The organism is Brotaphodocola sp., assembly GCF_050873065.1.
Lineage (GTDB): Bacteria > Bacillota > Clostridia > Lachnospirales > Lachnospiraceae > Brotaphodocola.
Genome location: NZ_JBNMIC010000001.1, coordinates 85,978 through 104,462 on the forward strand (window position 1 = coordinate 85,978; position 18,485 = coordinate 104,462).

Annotated in this window: 15 protein-coding genes; 13 read left to right on the forward strand and 2 right to left on the reverse strand. The window is 49.4% G+C overall.

Annotation, left to right across the window (positions count from 1 at the left end; genetic code table 11):
* Positions 1-14 precede the first annotated feature (14 nt).
* The 11 genes from ACR0QE_RS00400 (at position 15) to ACR0QE_RS00450 (ending at position 14,463) form a co-directional block, all read left to right on the forward strand.
* Positions 15-1,406, forward strand: a complete 1,392-nt coding sequence (locus tag ACR0QE_RS00400; protein ID WP_432626410.1) for a vWA domain-containing protein — start codon at positions 15-17, stop codon at positions 1,404-1,406.
* Positions 1,342-2,847 carry an ATP-binding protein gene (locus ACR0QE_RS00405; protein ID WP_432626411.1) on the forward strand — a complete coding sequence of 502 codons (1,506 nt, stop codon included), beginning with the start codon at positions 1,342-1,344 and terminating at the stop codon, positions 2,845-2,847. The genes ACR0QE_RS00400 and ACR0QE_RS00405 overlap by 65 nt, the downstream gene beginning before the upstream one ends.
* 349 nt (positions 2,848-3,196) lie before the next feature.
* Positions 3,197-4,168 (forward strand): mechanosensitive ion channel family protein, encoded by a 972-nt coding sequence (locus ACR0QE_RS00410; protein WP_432626412.1) that lies wholly within the window; start codon positions 3,197-3,199, stop codon positions 4,166-4,168.
* A 234-nt stretch (positions 4,169-4,402) separates the two neighbouring features.
* Positions 4,403-5,422, forward strand: a complete 1,020-nt coding sequence (locus tag ACR0QE_RS00415) for a DnaJ C-terminal domain-containing protein (protein WP_432626413.1) — start codon at positions 4,403-4,405, stop codon at positions 5,420-5,422.
* A 518-nt stretch (positions 5,423-5,940) separates the two neighbouring features.
* Positions 5,941-7,881, forward strand: coding sequence for an ABC transporter substrate-binding protein (locus ACR0QE_RS00420; RefSeq protein WP_432626414.1), 1,941 nt, complete (start codon positions 5,941-5,943; stop codon positions 7,879-7,881).
* A 6-nt stretch (positions 7,882-7,887) separates the two neighbouring features.
* Entirely contained in the window at positions 7,888-8,838 is a 951-nt protein-coding gene (locus ACR0QE_RS00425) for an ABC transporter permease (protein WP_432626415.1), read from the forward strand.
* Positions 8,835-9,788 (forward strand): ABC transporter permease, encoded by a 954-nt coding sequence (locus tag ACR0QE_RS00430; RefSeq protein ID WP_432626416.1) that lies wholly within the window; start codon positions 8,835-8,837, stop codon positions 9,786-9,788. Before ACR0QE_RS00425 ends, ACR0QE_RS00430 begins: the two co-directional genes overlap by 4 nt.
* A 58-nt stretch (positions 9,789-9,846) precedes the next feature.
* A complete protein-coding gene (locus tag ACR0QE_RS00435; RefSeq protein ID WP_432626503.1) occupies positions 9,847-10,893 on the forward strand; it encodes an ABC transporter ATP-binding protein in 1,047 nt (348 codons plus the stop codon).
* A 6-nt stretch (positions 10,894-10,899) separates the two neighbouring features.
* Positions 10,900-11,841 carry an ATP-binding cassette domain-containing protein gene (locus ACR0QE_RS00440; protein WP_432626417.1) on the forward strand — a complete coding sequence of 314 codons (942 nt, stop codon included), beginning with the start codon at positions 10,900-10,902 and terminating at the stop codon, positions 11,839-11,841.
* Complete coding sequence (locus tag ACR0QE_RS00445; protein WP_432626418.1) at positions 11,841-12,254, forward strand: hypothetical protein; 414 nt, start codon at positions 11,841-11,843, stop codon at positions 12,252-12,254. Before ACR0QE_RS00440 ends, ACR0QE_RS00445 begins: the two co-directional genes overlap by 1 nt.
* Before the next feature lie 127 nt (positions 12,255-12,381).
* Complete coding sequence (locus ACR0QE_RS00450; protein WP_432626419.1) at positions 12,382-14,463, forward strand: SpoIIE family protein phosphatase; 2,082 nt, start codon at positions 12,382-12,384, stop codon at positions 14,461-14,463.
* A 48-nt stretch (positions 14,464-14,511) separates the two neighbouring features.
* On the opposite strand, the gene ACR0QE_RS00455 is transcribed toward ACR0QE_RS00450, so the two are convergent.
* Positions 14,512-15,462, reverse strand: a complete 951-nt coding sequence (locus ACR0QE_RS00455) for a helix-turn-helix domain-containing protein (protein ID WP_432626420.1) — start codon at positions 15,460-15,462, stop codon at positions 14,512-14,514.
* 38 nt (positions 15,463-15,500) lie between these two features.
* Positions 15,501-15,893: an ArsR/SmtB family transcription factor gene (locus ACR0QE_RS00460; protein WP_432626421.1), complete on the reverse strand. Its 393-nt coding sequence runs from the start codon at positions 15,891-15,893 to the stop codon at positions 15,501-15,503.
* Positions 15,894-16,148: 255 nt separating this feature from the next.
* On the opposite strand from ACR0QE_RS00460, the gene ACR0QE_RS00465 reads away from it, so the two are divergent.
* Together ACR0QE_RS00465 and ACR0QE_RS00470 are read left to right on the forward strand one after the other, a co-directional pair.
* On the forward strand, positions 16,149-16,367 hold the full coding sequence (locus ACR0QE_RS00465; protein ID WP_432626422.1) for a cation transporter: 219 nt from the start codon (positions 16,149-16,151) through the stop codon (positions 16,365-16,367).
* A 175-nt stretch (positions 16,368-16,542) separates the two neighbouring features.
* Positions 16,543-18,429: a heavy metal translocating P-type ATPase gene (locus ACR0QE_RS00470; protein WP_432626423.1), complete on the forward strand. Its 1,887-nt coding sequence runs from the start codon at positions 16,543-16,545 to the stop codon at positions 18,427-18,429.
* The last annotated feature ends 56 nt before the right edge of the window (positions 18,430-18,485 follow it).

An 18,485-nucleotide genomic window follows, 5' to 3' on the forward strand; every position in this document is an offset into this window, starting at 1 on the left:
AGGAGATTCAAACCATGATTGATCCGGTCAGACAGAGACAGCTAGAAGAGTTGAGTACCGTCGAGCTCTGCACAAGAATTCTGATGAATTCGAGAAACGAGCTTTATCTGAATATGCGCTATCTCGATGTCTCTCTGAGCAGTCTCGGCTTTGAGGCTGTGCCGGGATGCGGGGAGATCGGGACGGACGGTTTTGTCATAAATTATGACCCGGACTATCTGTGTGGTCTTTACAAGAGTGGACGTGTGCATGTGAACCGCGCCTATCTCCATATGTTGCTCCACTGTCTGTTTTCCCACATGGACACGAGGGGAAAACGGGAGGAAGAACTCTGGAACCTTGCGTGTGACATTGCAGTCGAGTCGGTGATTGACGGAATTTACATGAAATGCGTGCACGTCGCGATGACTCCGTTTCGGATGGACTGGTACGGGAGACTGAGAAAGAAACTTAAGGTTTTGAATGCGGAGGGCATTTACCGGGTTCTGAGAGAGGCGGATCTCAAAGAACAGCAGTACCGCAGAATGGAGCAAGAGTTCTATGCCGACGATCACCGCTTCTGGAAACTTCCGGATGATGCGCCGAAGAACAGCTTCGTGCGTCAGAATCAGTGGAGCGATAACCGGGACAAGGTCCAGACCGAGATGGAGACGATGGGAAACCAGCAGGATGAGGATTCAAAGAGTCTTCTCGAGCAGGTTCAGGTTGAAAACAGGGAACGCTATGATTACCGGCGGTTTCTGCGCCGTTTCTCTGTACTCCGGGAGGAGATGCAGGTTGATCCGGACTCATTCGACTATGTTTTTTATACGTATGGGCTGTCGCTCTATGGAAATATGCCGCTTGTCGAACCGCTTGAGTCGAAGGAGGTCAGCCGGATTGAGGATTTTGTGATCGTCATCGATACCTCGATGTCGTGTTCGGGGGATCTCGTGCGCCGCTTCCTCGAGGAGACCTACGATATTCTCTGTGAGTCGGACAGCTACTTTAAGAAGACGAACATTCACATCATCCAGTGTGATGAGGAAGTTCAGGAGGACCGCCTGATCACAAACCGCGAGGAGATGGAGGCCTACATGAAGGAGTTCACTGTGATTGGAAACGGCGGAACGGATTTCCGTCCGGCATTTGAGCATGTGAATCATCTCGCCAATCAGGGGGCTTTCCACCGGTTAAAAGGACTTTTGTATTTCACAGACGGAATGGGAATTTATCCGGTGAAGAAACCGTTCTATGACACAGCTTTCGTGTTTGTCAAAGATCAGTATGTGGACATCTCTGTTCCGCCCTGGGCAATCAAGCTGATTCTTGAGCCGGAACAGATTTTGGAGGAGAGAAATTATGAATATCAAACGTGCAAAACAGGAAATCAAGGATACGATCGAGGCGTATCTGGCGAAGGATGAGTACGGGGCGTATGCGATTCCGTCGATCCGCCAGAGACCGATGCTTCTGATTGGACCTCCGGGAATCGGAAAGACGCAGATCATGGAGCAGATCTCGCAGGAGTGCCAGATCGGACTTGTCTCATATACAATTACGCATCACACGAGACAGAGTGCGATCGGACTTCCGTTTATCGAGCACAAGAATTACGGCGGAAGAGAGTATGCGGTGACCGAGTACACGATGAGTGAGATCGTCGCATCGATTTATGACAAGATTGAGCAGACGGGACTTCCGGAGGGACTCCTCTTTATCGATGAGATCAACTGTGTGTCAGAGACGCTTGCGCCGACGATGCTCCAGTTCCTTCAGGGAAAGACGTTTGGAAATCACAAGATTCCCGAAGGGTGGATCATCGTCGCAGCGGGAAATCCGCCGGAGTACAACAAGTCGGTCAGAGAATTCGACATCGTGACGATGGACCGAATCCGCCGGATGGATGTTGAGGCAGATCTTAACGTCTGGATGGAGTATGCGGTGCGTGTGAATGTTCATCCGGCAATCCGTTCCTATCTGGGAATCCGCAAGGAGAATTTCTGCCGGATAGAGACGACGGTCGATGGAAGGATTTTTGCAACCCCGAGAGGCTGGGAGGATCTGTCAGAGCTGATCTGGATCTACGAGAAACAGGGCAAGAAAGTGGACCGCGAACTTGTCGCAGAGTATATCCAGTTCCCGAAGATTGCGAAGGACTTTGCAAATTATCTGGAGCTCTACTATAAGTATCAGAATGATTATCAGGTCGCAGAGATTCTCGACGGAAAGATCTCAGAGCCGGTTGTGGAGAAACTCCAGAAGGCGCCGTTTGATGAGAAGATCAGCGTGGTCGGTCTGCTTCTTGCAGGGCTCAACGATGGCTTCCGCGAGGTTGTCCGGACGCAGGAGCGGATGCAGCTGCGGATGAAGAAGATGAAAGAGCTTCAGATGTCGGGAGCCTTCGGAACGTCTGTGACTTCTGCGGTTGAAGCATTTGCAGAGCAGGTTGAGGCTTTTCGGGCGGATTGGGAGAAGCGTCTTGCAGATGGGCTTCTCGCAAGAACAGCACTCTCTGATTGCCGGGCAGTTTCCGCAAAGCTTGAGGCGGATCTTCAGGTTATCCGCAGTGGGAACTTTGCGGACGGTGCAGAAGTCTGGGAGGAGGTTCGCGAGCGTTTCGGAGCAGACAGCGATGCCTATGAGGATCTCGTGGACCGGAGCGGAGCGCGCCTTGAGCATGCGTTTGACTTTATGGAGGCTGCGTTTGGCGGAAGTCAGGAGATGGTGCTCTTTGTCACGGAGCTCAACACCGGATTTTACAGCGTTCAGTTCTTGCAGGAATATGAGTGCGAGCGCTACTATGAGTATAATCAGAATCTTCTGTTCTCGGAGGAGGAGCGGGAGATTGGGAAGTTGCTTTCTTAGAGATTTTGTGGAAAAGTGATAGGCTTCTTCATAGGCTCCTACGGCGAGATAAGTTCTGCAAACGCGCTCTCGCTCCGGGTAAATCAGCGGAAGCGTCACTGGCGCTTCCTCGATACGCCGAGCGTACGTAGCGGTGCATAAGACTGCAAAGTACGCAGTCTAAGCACCGACGTCTCACACGGGTTTGCAGAATCTTTCTCGCCTCCGGAGCTTTGACAATATGAAGCTCACATAGTTCGTTTGATAAGCCATCTGGTTTGAGCTTTAACGACGCAATAAAAAGATGGAAAAGATACAGATAAAAAATCAAATTTCACCACGCCAGAAATAAAAAGAGGAGATAATAACCATGATATTTCACACAATAACAGGTTTGGGAGGGCTGACGTCTTTCCTGACTGCTACTGGGGATACGACGGAGACGAGTGCATCGGCTCTCACCGATATTTTGACGGCGACGCCGGCATCTGCTGAGATCCAGCAGGATCTTCAGCAGTTAAAACCGAATGTGATTTTAGAGACGATCAAGGGATGGACGCCGGGGCTTTTAGCGCTCGGTTACCGAATTCTTGCAGCGGCAATCATCATGTTTATCGGAACAAGGATTGCGCAGTTTGTTCGCGGGTTCTTAAAGAGAACGTTTCAGCGAATGGATCTTGATTTGAGCGTGAGCAAGTTTCTGCTGTCCGTTGTGAATGCCGGAATCTATGCGATTTCCGCTTTCATGGCTCTTGATAAACTTGGAGTTCCGTCGGCATCGATCGTCGCGCTTCTCGGTTCCGCAGGCCTGGCAATCGGTCTTTCTCTTCAGGGGAGCCTCGCGAACGTTGCGGGAGGAATCCTGATTATGATGACGAGACCGTTCAAGCTGCATGACTACATTGTCTTCGGCGGCATGGAGGGAACGGTTCAGGGCATTGGTCTTGCCTACACGACGCTGACAACGGTGGACAATAAGAAAATCACGATTCCGAATGGAAGCATTTCAAACGGAACGATCATCAACGTGACTGCCCAGGAAAAGCGCCGCGTGGACGTGTTTGTGGGAATCTCCTACGAGTCTGATTTAAAACTTGCAAAGAATGTGCTCAGAGAGATTTACGAGAACAATGCGCAGATTCTCAAAGAGGACGAGATCACAGTGTTTGTGTCTGAGCTTGGGGACAGTGCAGTGATGATCGGCGCGAGAGGCTGGGTAAAGACACCGGATTACTGGAGTGCATATTTTGACATCACGGAGAAGATCAAGCTGGAGTTCGACCAGGCGGGAATTGAGATCCCTTACAACAAGATGGATGTGACAATCAAGAAAGAGAATTAACATGTTTTTCATGTAAGAAAAAATTTTTTTCTTACACTCTTGCAAATATGAAGAACATGTGTTATATTACGAATAGAACATAATGAAAACGGGGCTGGAAATGAACATGATGTCCACACACACTGCGGACAGGTATTCAGGAGAAAGCCCCGTTTCTTAATAAAAGCTGAATTCTTGTGATTTTTATATTCAGGAGCTTTCACACGAGAGATTCATACAGGTAGGGTGATCAATATGGCAAAGAGAGATTATTATGAGATTCTTGGAATAGACAGAAATGCGGATGCAGCCGCAATCAAAAAGGCATACAGAAAACTTGCAAAGAAGTATCATCCGGACAGCAACCCGGATAATGCAGAGGCAGCAGAGAAATTTAAGGATGTGACGGAGGCCTATGAGATTTTAAGTGATCCGGAGAAGAAGAAACTGTACGATCAGTACGGTCATGCAGCCTTTGACGGAACCGGTTCGGCGAGCGGTGCCGGGGCAGGTGGCTTCGGCGGCGGAAACGGCGGCTGGCAGGAGTATCATTTCAGCGGCGGAAGCGGCGGCATGGATGATATGTTCGGCGACATCTTTGGAAATATGTTCGGTGGAAGCGGCTCAGGCAGCAGAAAGAGCCGTGGTTTCAGCGGCTTTAGCGGTTTTGGCGGCGGCCATTTCGGCGGTGGTTTCGGTCAGGAAGGCTTTGGCGGAAGCCGTTCACGCAGGGGAAGTGATCTGACGGCAGAGCTGACGATCAGCTTTGATGAGGCTGTTTCCGGCTGTGACAAGATGGTCAATCTGAAAGGTGTTGACGGAAAGGTTCACACGCTTCAGGTTCACATTCCGGCGGGCATTGAGAGCGGAAAATCCATCCGCCTGAAGGGAAAGGGCAATCCGGGCAGCGGCAGTGCCGAGGCAGGAGACCTTCTGCTGAAAGTCACGGTTCTCGAGCGTGCCGGATATGAGCGCAAGGGCATGGATGTCTACACAACCGTGTCGATTCCGTTCACGACGGCAGTGTTTGGCGGAGAGGCTGTGATTGAGACGCTCTCCGGAAGAGTTTCCTGCAAGATTAAGCCGGGAACGCAGTCCGGATCAAAGATCCGTCTGAGAGGAAAGGGCATTGTCTCGATGAAGAATCCGTCTGTGCACGGTGACCAGTATGTGACGGTACAGATTGAGGTACCGCAGAATTTAAGCCCGGAGGCAAAACAGAAGCTGAAAGAGTTTGAAAATCTCTGTGCCGGCAGACGGGAATCAATGGTTTAAGGACTGGGATTTTCGTCTAATCAGAGTTTACAGATAGGAATATAGGAAGAGGACATAAATGGGACAAAATCCCGAAATATGTCCTCTTTTTCTGTTTTGGGAGCATCTGGAGTGTCCGTGCTCCGAGGAGAGGGTGACAGGTTTGATTCATATTGTTCAGAATAGACAGAAAAAATGGTGAAATTCTGGAAATCTTACTTAATTTTGTAAGGGAAACCAGAAAAAAAGACCGTATTTCCCGCACAGTTGTGCGTGTGGCACACTATAATGCTTGACGAATCGAAGTGTCGATGTTACAATAAAAGTCAGCGGCGAAGAATAGCTTCAGGCTAAGATCTTCGCCTTTTTTTCTTTCTGCGAAAGCAGGTCTTACAATTCGCTTCGACATCGCTCGACACAACTTGAATATGGAACTGATTTGGCAGAGGGAAAAGAAAGATTTTGCCGATTTGAAGTGCGAAAAATCGGCAGGGTTTATGTTGCTTATTAGGAAACAGAAAGGAAGGAGAATATTTGCAATGAGAAAAAACACAGCACGTCTGGCAGCACTTACGATGGCAGCAGCGATGGCACTGACTGCATGCGGCGGAAGCTCCAGCCAGAATACCGGCAGCAATGACGGCGGAAAAGCAGATGCAGGAAATACATCTGCAATCAAGGATCTGGTAACTTATGAGGCTCCGATTCGTGAGCAGGAGGGATTCTTTATTCTGAACACGGAGAAGGCAGCAGATCTGAATGTACTGTGTAATATGTACTCTCCGCTTCTGGAGGTCGATAACAAAGGACAGCTGCGCGCAGCTGTTGCAAAAGAGTGGGGCACCGAGGACGGTGGTCTTACCTGGACCTTCAAACTCAGAGACGACGTGAAATGGGTAGACATCAATGGAAATGAGAAAGCTGACTGTACGGCACAGGACTGGATCACCGCAATGGAGTGGGTTCTGAACTTTCACAAGAACGGCGGAAACAACGCTTCTATGCCTCTGGCACTGATTGCAGGAGCTGAGGACTATTACAACTACACGAAGGATCTTCCGGAGGCAGAGGCAAAGGCACTCGATACTTCCAAGATGCTTGAGATGGTTGGCATTGAGGCACCGGATGATTACACTCTGGTTTACCACTGCACAACGAACGCTCCGTATTTCGATACCGTGATGACTTCTGCCTGCATGTATCCGATCTCTCAGGGTCTGATCGATGAGCTCGGCGTTGACGGCATGATCGGTATGACGAATGAGAACATGTGGTACAACGGACCGTACTTTGAGACCACTTTCACGATGAACAACGAGAAGATTCTTTCCAAGAACGATTCTTACTGGGATAAGGATGCAACCTTGTTTGACACCGTTACGATCCGCATGGTCGATGCAACCCAGCAGTATCAGCTGTGGCAGAACGGTGAGCTTGACAACATCTCCCTGTCTGAGGCAGATCTGAGAACGATCTACGATGACGAGAACAACAAAGATCACGCATATCTGGCTGAGACCCGCCCGAAGAAGTTCTCCTATCAGATGCATTTGAACTATGCAAAGAACAACGAGGATGGAACTCCGGATACCAACTGGAACACCGCAGTTGCAAACGAGGCTTTCCGTCTCTCTATGTACTATGGTCTGGACTTAACGAAGTACTGGTCAAGATCCAACTTCATCAACCCGCTCCACAACGAGAACGTGTGCTACACGATGAAGGGTCTGTTAAAGTACTCTGATGGAAGAGACTACACCGACAAGGTTCAGGAACTCCTCGGAATGCCGGAGTCTGACGGTGAGCACATGAGAAGATACGACAAGGAGAAGGCTGAGGCTTACAAGAAGCAGGCTATGGAAGAGCTGAGCGCACAGGGCGTTACCTTCCCGATCCAGATCGACTACTACATCGTTTCCGGTGACCAGAATGCTCTGGATACCCAGACGATCATGAAGCAGATCTTCTCTGAGTGCCTTGGCGACGACTATGTAAACTTCAACATCAAGACCTTTGTATCCAGTGTGACAAAAGAGGTTATCCAGCCTGGTTACCATTCTTACTACATCAGTGGATGGGGCGCAGACTACGGTGATCCGGCAAACTTCCTTGATCAGGAGCGTTACGGATATGACGGAGCATACTACTCCAAGAACTACTCCAGAATCAACGAGGCAACCGATGAGAAGCTGATTGCGACCTACAAAGAATTCTCTGACATGGTAGAGAAGGCTGGCGACATCTGCGACGATATGGATCAGCGTTACGACGCTTACGCAGAGGCTGAGGCATATCTGCTTGAGCATGCCCTGACGATCCCGGTTCAGTACGAGACCCAGTGGCAGCTGACCAAGGTCAACGATTACAGCAAGATGAATGCGATGTACGGCGCACAGAACTATACTTACAAGAACTGGGAGACTTCCACCACTCCGTATACAACCGAGCAGTATGAGGCTTTTGCAGCGGAGGCGAAGTAATAAGATATGACAAAATACACAATCAAACGACTGTTGCAGTCACTTGTGACAGTCCTGGTTGTGGCAACGATTGTTTTCCTGCTCATGCGGATGCTTCCGACGGACTACTACTTTACAGAAGACCAGGTCATGAAGCTTACGGAGGAGCAGAAGAACGATCAGCTGCTGGCAGCCGGACTGTTGGATCCGATCGGACAGCAGCTGCTCCGTTTTTACGGACAGCTTCTGCATTTTGACTTCGGTGTTTCCCGTCGAATTCAGACGGGCGCTCCGGTTCTGAAAGTAATCGGAACAAAATTTGCGATCTCCATGCGTCTCGGATGTACCGCTCTGGTGATCGCCCTGATTATCGGTGTGTTCTTAGGCGTGATGCAGGCCCGTCACAAGGACCGCATTTTCGACCACATCGGAACCGCCTACACGATCTTTGTAAACGCAGTACCGCCGCTGGTATCCTATTCTCTTGTGCTTGCGTTTGGCGCTCATGTTTTGAATCTGCCGACGCTCTATTCCACAAGAAATGTCGGAAAATCCAGCATTCTGCCCATCGTCTGTCTCGCTCTGGCATCCATCGCCCACTATGCGCTGTGGACCAGACGATATATGGTTGATGAGCTGAATAAAGACTATATCAAGCTCGCCCGCATTAAGGGCATGGCATTTAAGGACATCATGGTCAAGCATGTGCTCAAGAATGCATTCGTACCTCTGGTACAGTATATCCCGGCATCGTTTCTGATGACGATCAGTGGTTCCCTTCTGGCAGAGCGTTTCTTCTCTGTTCCGGGAATGGGACCGCTTCTGACAGATGCCATCACCCGTTATGATTTGAATGTGGTTCAGACCCTGGTAATCATTTATGCGGCACTGGGAGTTCTGGGCGTATTTCTGGGTGACGTGCTGATGATGCTTCTCGACCCGAGAATCAAGCTGACAGACAAAGGAGGCAGTCGATGAGCGAACAGAATCAGAAACAGAATCAGAATGAGAATCCAAGCAACGGATTTGAATTTGTGGAGTATTCTCCGGAGGCAGCGGAGCGCACCGGATACTCGGATTACTCTTACTGGAAATCCGTATTCCAGAATTTCCTCAAGAAGAAGTCCGCAGTATTTATGGCATTCGTGTTCTTTGCACTTGTTATTTTTTCTTTTATCGCGCTGAAAATCGGAAAGTACGATTATTCTTCCGCGCAGATCATGTCGGATGCGTCCCTGGCATTCACGTCCCCGAACGGAGAATTCTGGTTCGGAACGGACAACCTCGGACGTGACTACTGGTGTCAGGTGTGGTACGCAGCCCAGATTTCAATCAAGCTGGCACTGATCGTTGCACTCGGTGAGTGCGTGATCGGTGTGACGATCGGATGCATCTGGGGATATGTCCGCAGTCTTGACCGCGTCATGACAGAGATTTACAACGTCATCAACAATATTCCGACGATCATCTACATGACGCTCGCAGCCCTGCTCTTCGGACAGAGCTTCCGCAACATGGCGATCGCGATGATCACCGTCGGCTGGCTTGTGATGGCCCGAAACGTGAGAAACCTCGTGCTGATGTACCGCGACCGCGAGTACAATCTGGCGTCGAGATGTCTCGGAACACCGGTATGGCGAATTCTTGTGAAGAATATCTTCCCGTATCTGATCAGTGTGATCATCCTGCGTCTGGCTCTGTCCATCCCGCAGACGATCGCTCTGGAGTCCACGTTGTCCTACCTCGGACTCGGACTTGACGTGAATACGCCGTCCCTCGGCATTCTCTTAAGAAATGCCCGCAACTATTTCCTGCAGTATCCGTACCTGCTGATTTTCCCGGCAGTCATCGTATCCCTGATTACCATCACTTTCTATCTGGTGGGAAATGCATTCTCGGATGCGGCAGACCCAAGAAATCACGTATAAGGAAACCTTTTGAAAAACACATTTATCCTTGGAGGAAACGGATATGGCAAACACAAATATGGAAAAAAAGCCGGTTCTGTCTGCCAGAGATGTCGAGATTCAGTTCAGCCTGCGCGGCAAGAAACTGAAGGCGATCCGCAAGTGTTCCCTGGATCTCTATCCGGGGGAGACGCTTGCGATCGTGGGAGAGTCTGGTTCCGGCAAATCGGTATTTACAAAATCCTTTCTCGGAATGCTCGATGCGAACGGAAGCATTATCGGCGGAAGCATCCAGTATGACGGAAAGGATCTTGCAACTTACAAGACGGAGAAGGAGTGGATGACGATCCGTGGAAAGAAGATTTCCATGGTCATGCAGGATCCGATGACTTCTTTGAACCCGTTGAAAAAAATCGGTCGTCAAATCGAGGAGAGTATTGAACTCAATCAGGGAATCAAGGGACCGGAGGCAAAGGCAAAGGCGCTTGATATGCTCCGAAAGGTAGGAATTCCGGATGCAGAGCGCCGCTACAACCAGTATCCGCATGAGTTCTCCGGCGGTATGCGCCAGAGAGTTGTCATTGCGATCGCAGTTGCCTGCCACCCGGAGATCCTGATCTGTGATGAGCCGACGACGGCTCTCGATGTGACGATTCAGGCACAGATCCTGGATCTGATCCGCAATCTCCAGAAAGAGCTGAACATGACCGTTGTCTACATCACGCATGACCTCGGTGTTGTGGCAAATGTCGCAGACCGCGTTGCCGTGATGTATGCGGGACAGATCGTCGAGTACGGAATGGTCGAGGAGATCTTCTACGATGCATGGCATCCGTACACCTGGGCACTTCTGTCCGCACTCCCGCAGCTCGGAGTCAAGGGCGAGGCGCTTCCGACAATCGACGGAACTCCGCCAAACCTCTTCAACGAGGTCAAGGGAGATGCATTTGCGCCGAGAAACAAGCGCGCGCTCGCAATCGACTTTGTCGAGGAGCCGCCGTTCTTTGAGGTGTCTCCGACTCACAGTGCAAAGACCTGGTATCTCGATCCGAGAGCACCGAAGATTGAGCAGCCGGATTCGATCCGCAGACTGCGCGAGCAAATGAAATTGAAGGAAAGGGGGTAATGTGCGATGGCTGAGAAAGAGAAATTAATTGAAATCAAAGATCTGCAGATTACCTTCGGAAGCGGAAAGAAAAAGTTTGTTGCCGTTGACCATGTAAATTTTGACATTTACAAAGGAGAGACGTTCTCACTCGTAGGAGAGTCCGGTTCCGGAAAGACGACGATCGGAAGAGCGATCACTCGAATCAATCCGGTATCTGCCGGAGAGATTCTCTACCGCGGAAAGCGGATCAGCGGAAAGATCTCAAGAGAGCTTGATCGCGAGGTTGTAAAGACCTGCCAGATGATCTTCCAGGATCCGATGGCATCCTTAAATGAGCGTGCGAAAGTTGACTACATCATCTCCGAGGGTCTGATTAACTTCCACATGTACAAGGACGAGGCAGACCGCAAGCGCAAGGTTGCCGAGGCGCTTCACGAGGTTGGACTTCTTCCAGAGTTCGCTTCCCGCTTCCCGCATGAGTTCTCGGGCGGCCAGCGTCAGCGTATCGGAATTGCGCGTGCGCTGATTATGGAGCCGGAGTTCGTTGTAGCCGATGAGCCGATCTCCGCTCTGGATGTCTCAATCCGCGCACAGGTTTTAAATCTGCTCAACAATTTAAAGAAGAGCCGTGGGCTGACGTATCTTTTCATCGCTCACGATCTGTCGGTTGTGCGTTTCATCTCTGACAGAATTGCGGTTATCCACAAGGGCCGTATCGTGGAGCTTGCTGAGGCGGAGGAGCTTTTCCTGCATCCGCTTCACCCGTACACAAAGGCACTTCTGTCCGCAGTTCCGATTCCGGATCCGGAGCTTGAGAAGAACAAGAAACTTCTCGTCTACGATCCGTCGATCCATGATTACAGCGTGGACGGACCGGTCTGGGAGGAGATTCTTCCGGGACATTTCGTTTACGGAAATCAGAAGGAGCTTGACGGTTACCGAAAGGAAATTGAGGAATCAAAGTAATGAAAAAATGGTTGTCGTTTTATCGGTCATACATGGTTCGCCCGATTCTCTACAAGGTCGTGGCGAGGGCAGCGATTGCACTTGCAGTCCTGCTTTTATGGAACCGGTACGTCAACACGGGAGGGCAGCTGTCTCTGAGAAGAGATGGCTGCTTTGTCGTTGGCGTGCTGTTTTTGGCATTTGCGTGGTTCTCCTATCTGAAATTCGACGGGGTGTCTTTTCATCACCTGTTTGAGAAGCGGGAGGGAGAGAAGAAAAAGCCGGTCCGCAGGGGGACGAGCGATCTCGTTGACTTTGCCGATGAGCACATCGTGTCGTTTGCGGAGCTTGGTGAGCGAGAGCAGGCACTTTGCAGCCTGACTGCAAATCTGATCTGTGCAATGATTTTTCTGATTGCAGAAATTCTCTTTTAGCGGTAGGCTATAAGGAGTGCAGATCAATGGATGGCGGAAAAGATTCAGGGCCATCAGGCAGAACTGACAGTGAGAAAACAGTTCGGATTTGAGATTTGACAGTGGGAAAACTTGGAAGGAAATCGGAATGGAAAAATTGATTTTGTCGGCGCTGATTCCAGTTGTGCTCTCAGCGGGGTGCTACCTATTAAACAAGAAAACGCCATTCGGGAATAAACCGTACTGGATGCGTCAGGCTGCAATCGGAGTTCTCTTTGGTCTGAGCGCGATGTTTGCGACCGACCATGGTGTGGACATCGGAAATGCGATTGTGAATGTGAGGGATGCCTCCCCGCTCTGCGCGGGTCTTCTGTTTGGCGGGCCGGCGGGAATCCTGTCTGGTTTGATTGGCGGATTTTACCGGTATTTCTTCGGACCGGGCGACTATACGAGAGTGGCATGCAGCCTTGCCGTTATTTTGTGCGGAGTTCTTGGGGCAACGCTTAGATGGATCATGTTTGATAACAAGCGTTCTCCGTGGATTTACGGTCTGGGAATCGGAATTGTGGGAGAGATTTTGCACATGTTGTTGATCCTGCTGACAAATATCGACAATCTTCAGACCGCCTTTGCATTTTTAGACCGCTGTTCTGTGATTATGATTGTGGCAGTCGGACTCATTGTTATGGCTGCGGGAGCGGTGACGGGACTGATGAGCGGGGAGATCCAGAAAGAGCACAGATCCAAGCAGAAAGAACTCTCGCTGTCGTTTCAGTTCTGGCTGTTGGTCTGTGTGCTGATTGCCTTCCTGGTGACCTGTCTGCTGTCATTTCGCGTGCAGTCCGGAATCGCTGTGCGCGAGGCCGAGGAAAATCTGAGACTGAATCTGGAGGATATCTGCAAAGACGTGGATGAGGTCGCAGGCGGAGTCGAGGAAGTATTGGGATACGCGCCGTCCTGGAGAGTTGGAAAAAATGGAGGCGTGATTGTCTGTGATGACCAGCTTGTGATCCTGACCGGACCGGAACAGGGAGAACGCCTGGCGGAGACAGATATTTTTGGAGACCGTCAGAAGCAGGATGCGGACACCTGTTTTGAGATTGAGGTCTATGGGACGCCCTCGTACTGCATGTATACCAAATACAAAGGACTTTACTACATCGCCTACCTTCCGATGTCAGAGGTCATGTACTACCGGAAAATCTCCCTGTATATGACCGTGTTTACGGAGGTTCTGATCTTTGCGTCCCTGTTTTTCCTTATTTATCTGCTCACAAAACGTCTGGTGGTCGACAATCTCCGCAAGGTCAATCACTCTCTTGCGGAGATTACCGGAGGAAATTTAGAGGAAAAGGTGCAGGTGAGGGACTACCGGGAATTTGCCTCGCTCTCCGATGACATCAACTCCACCGTGAGTGCCCTCAAGGGTTACATTGCAGAGGCGGCAGCACGCATTGATAAGGAACTGGAATTTGCGCGCACGATTCAGCATTCCATGCTCCCGTCGATCTTTCCTCCGTACCCGGAGCGAAAGGAGTTCGAGATTTTTGCCCAGATGGATGCGGCAAAGGAAGTCGGCGGAGATTTTTATGATTTCTATTTTGTAGGTGAGAACCGTTTCGGATTCCTGATTGCGGATGTGTCCGGAAAAGGAATTCCCGCAGCGATGTTTATGATGACGGCGAAGACGACGATCAAGAATCTTGCGGAGAGCGGAATGCCGGTGGAACAGGTTTTTGAGTGCGCGAACCAGAGGCTCTGCGAGAACAATGAGGCGGATATGTTTGTGACGGTGTGGATGGGAATTCTCGACATCAAGACGGGGACAGTGACGTTTGCAAACGCAGGGCACAATCCGCCGCTGATTCGTCACGGCTGTCATGGAGAGAAAGATGGAAAGCGCGGTGAATTTGAGTATTTCCGTTCCAGACCGGGGTTTGTGCTGGCGGGAATGGAGGATATGAGCTACAAGAGCGGAACGATCCAACTCACTCCCGGGGATGTGATCTATCTCTACACGGATGGAGTGACGGAGGCGATCAACCGGAAAGAGGAACTGTTCGGGGAAGATCGCCTGAGAGAAGTGCTGTCGTCTGCCGGAGAGATTTCCATGCAGAATCTGTGTGGGAGAGTCCGTCATGCGGTGGACAATTTTGTCGGGGATGCGCCGCAGTTTGACGATATGACCATGCTGGCGTTAAAGTGGAATGGGGCAGAAGAGAAATCATAGGGAAGTATAAGGACAAGAATCGCAGCAACGGTAAAAATGAAAATACACTTACCGAGGCCGGGCAGCTGCCATGTCTGTATGCAGTTTCCGGTATTCCCGCGGTGTCACCTGATACGCATCTTTAAAAGCAGAGGTAAATTTGCTCTGGCTGTCATATCCCACAGCGCCTGCAATGTCTGCGACAGATTCATTTGTCCCAAGCAGCAGGTTGGCGGCATATTCCATGCGGTGTTCCTTTATGTGAGCCGCAATGGAAGTGCCGTAGACTGCCTTGAAAATGTTCTTTAATGTGGTCGTATTGATCAGGTATTGTTTTGAGAGCTCCTCAATTGTGATGCGCTTTCCAAGATCGGAGAGAAGTTGCTTGTGAATCTGGCGGATCAGAGCGATCTGTTCTGCCTGATATTCGCCAAGATGTTTTTGTGAGGCGGGTTCTGATTTTGCAAGATACAGGAGGAGTTCTAAGACCTTTAACTTCCGGTAGGAAGAGGCATAAGCCTCCGGCTGATTGTAAAAACCGCCGAAAATCGCGTTTGTCTCCTCATTTCCCGAAAAAGAAGAGAGCCGGTCGCCGGAGCAATATTTCTTTAGCAGCATTTCTCCGGTGATGCCGGCATCCTTTAAGAGTTCCGGTGGCTGACCCGTGAGCATATTCAGATCGATGCAGATCGTAAATCCCTCATAGTACTTGTTGGGAAGAGAGAGCTTTGAGTCAGCACAGACTTCCATGGTATGGATCGAGTAATCGCCGGGACCCAGGTAGACGGAAAATCCGTTTTTCATTTTCCAGCCGACCCGCCCCGAATGGCAGTAGTTGATTTCCATGACATGGGAAAATGGCTGGTGATGCAGGGATAAATTCTCCTCGTACATCGTATAATAGGAGAGCTCGATGCCGGGAGCAAGTGTGAACGTCTGCAAGGAATTCTTTTTACCGGATTTTACAAGGAGGTGCTGAACCTCTGATAAATGATGGTTTGCGGTCAGTGCAACTGTCACGGTTATTTCCCCTCTCAATTAAAATCTTGTCAAAGTTATCAATCGCCCGGGCAGGTGATCTGCATCATTCCCTCAATCGCTTTGTGAAGGAGCTGAACTTCCGGTGTGTCGGCAGCTTTATAGTACATTTCTTTTCCGGAACGCTGGCTGGTGATTAGCCCGATGCTTTTTAGCTGTCTCAGATGGTGGGAGACAGCCGGACTGCTCATATTCATCAGTGCAGAGATTTTAAAGACGCACTCTTCGCAGTGACACAGCAGGAGAAAAATCCGGAGCCGGTTGCCGTCTGAAAGCTGTTTGAAATAATCTGCAACATTTATAAAATTGGCTGTATTTGTGATGTCAGCCATTGTCTGTTCTGATTCTGAAACATGGTCGTGAAGATGGTCGTGAATATGATCGCATCCATGTGATAAGTGATCTGATTTCATCGGAAATCCCCCTTTTGGAAAGTAAGTATTTATTATACTGTTTCGCTTATTATAGCATTTCAGACAAGAAAATCCACAGGAAAAATTCAAAATAGCCCAAAAGGAAATACTATTCGCCCAAAAAGAAGCAAAGCTTTGCAAGGTCTTGCTTTTTTGGAGAACAGAGTATATGATACAGGCATAAACATTAAACAAGTATTTAAACGTTTAATAAAAATAAAAACAAATCACAAAAAAGAAAAGGAGATTTTTATTATGAAGAAGACTTACAAGATTGAAGTGGACTGTGCAAACTGTGCAAACCTGATGGAAGATGCAGCAAAGAAGACAGCAGGTGTTGCGAATGCAACCGTGAATTTTATGACCCAGAAGATGATCGTGGAGTTCGAGGACGGCCAGGACGTGAAGAGTGTCATGAAGGATGTTGTGAAGGCCTGCAAGAAGGTAGAGCCGGACTGCGAGATTGAGATTTAATAAAGGTGAAAAGATGAGAAACGCCTCGAGGAAAATGGGGCGTTTCTTTAAAGATAACGATTAAACAGGCGTTTAATAGAAGAAAAAGAAACATTTTATTGAGTATGAACAGGTCGGGAAACAGATTGATCGTGAACGAGATTCTGAATTCTTTGTGGGAAAGGACGTCGTTATTATGAACAAGAAACAGAAAAAGATGCTGACACGCATCCTGATTACAGCGGTTATGCTGATTGTACTGCATTTTATTCCCATCACGGGGATTCCACAGCTTGCCTGTTATCTGGTAGCTTACGGAATCATCGGTTATGATATTTTGAGAAAAGCAGGAATGGGAATTTTAAATGGTCAGGTCTTTGATGAGAATTTCCTGATGGCAGTCGCTACGGTGGGAGCATTTGCTCTGGCGATCTATGAGAAGAGCGGTGATTACAATGAGGCGATCGCAGTTATGCTGTTCTACCAGATCGGTGAGCTTTTCCAGAGTTATGCGGTGGGAAAAAGCAGAAGAAATATCAGCGCTTTGATGGACATCCGCCCGGACTATGCAAATGTTGAGGTGAATGGAAAGATCGAAAAGGTAGATCCGGACGAAGTTGAGATCGGAAGCATCATTGTGGTGCAGCCGGGTGAGAAAGTCCCGCTTGACGGCGTTATCGTGGAGGGAAATTCCAGTCTGAACACGAGCGCTCTGACCGGAGAGAGTCTTCCGAGAGATGCAAAAGAAGGCGATGAGATTATCAGCGGCTGTATCAATATGACGGGTGTGCTGAAAGTAAGAACGACAAAAGAGTTTGGAGAATCCACGGTATCAAAAATCCTGGAGCTTGTGGAGAATTCCAGTTCCAGAAAATCCAAATCTGAGAACTTTATCTCCAGATTTGCGAAAGTTTATACGCCGATCGTCTGCTATGGTGCGTTGGCACTGGCGATTCTTCCTCCGCTGGTTCGCATCCTGTTTCTGGGTGTCGATCCGCAGTGGGGAATCTGGATTTACAGAGCGCTGACCTTCCTTGTAATCAGCTGCCCGTGTGCTCTCGTGATCAGTGTGCCGCTCAGCTTCTTTGCCGGAATCGGGGGAGCGAGCAAGGAGGGAATCCTGATCAAGGGTTCTAACTATCTGGAGACTTTATCACAGACCAAATATGTAGTATTTGATAAAACCGGAACTCTGACGCAGGGTGTCTTTGAGGTGAGCGCTGTTCATCACAGCAACATGGACAATGCGAAACTGTTGGAGTATGCGGCACTTGCAGAGTGTGCGTCCTCCCACCCGATCAGCAAGAGTCTGCAAAAAGCATATGGCAAAAAGATTGACCGAAGCAGAGTGGCAGATATCGAGGAAATCAGCGGCCACGGAATTGTGGCAACCGTAGACGGAAGAAAGGTTGCAGCGGGAAACGGCAAGCTGATGAAGAAGCTGAATGTCTCCTATCATGAATGCCACAGTGTCGGAACCATCATTCATATGGCGATTGACGGAGTGTATGCAGGTCATATCGTGATCTCGGATATTATAAAACCGCATTCCAGAGAGGCGATTGCGGCACTCAAGAAGGCCGGAGTGAAAAAGACGATCATGCTGACCGGCGATGCAAAACGTGTGGCAGAACAGGTGGCTGGTTCCCTGGGACTGGATGAGGTTTACAGCGATCTGCTTCCATCTGATAAGGTGTCAAAGGTGGAAGGATTATTAAAAATCAAGCCGGAAAAAGATAAGCTCGCCTTTGTCGGTGACGGCATCAACGATGCACCGGTTCTGACAAGAGCAGACATCGGCATCGCGATGGGGGCAATGGGATCGGATGCTGCGATTGAGGCTGCCGACATTGTCCTGATGGATGATGAGCCGATGCAGATCGCAAAGGCAATCAAGATTTCCCGCAAGTGCATCGGAATCGTTTACCAGAACATTGTGTTTGCACTGGTTATCAAGTTTGCCTGCCTGGTGCTTGGAGCATTTGGCATTGCGAACATGTGGTTTGCGATCTTTGCTGATGTCGGTGTAATGATCCTTGCGATCCTGAATGCGATTCGGGCGCTGAGCGTGAAAGATCTGTAAGGAATGATTTTTGGTATCGAATATCTAAGTGGGAATAAATAGAGTTCACAAAATGT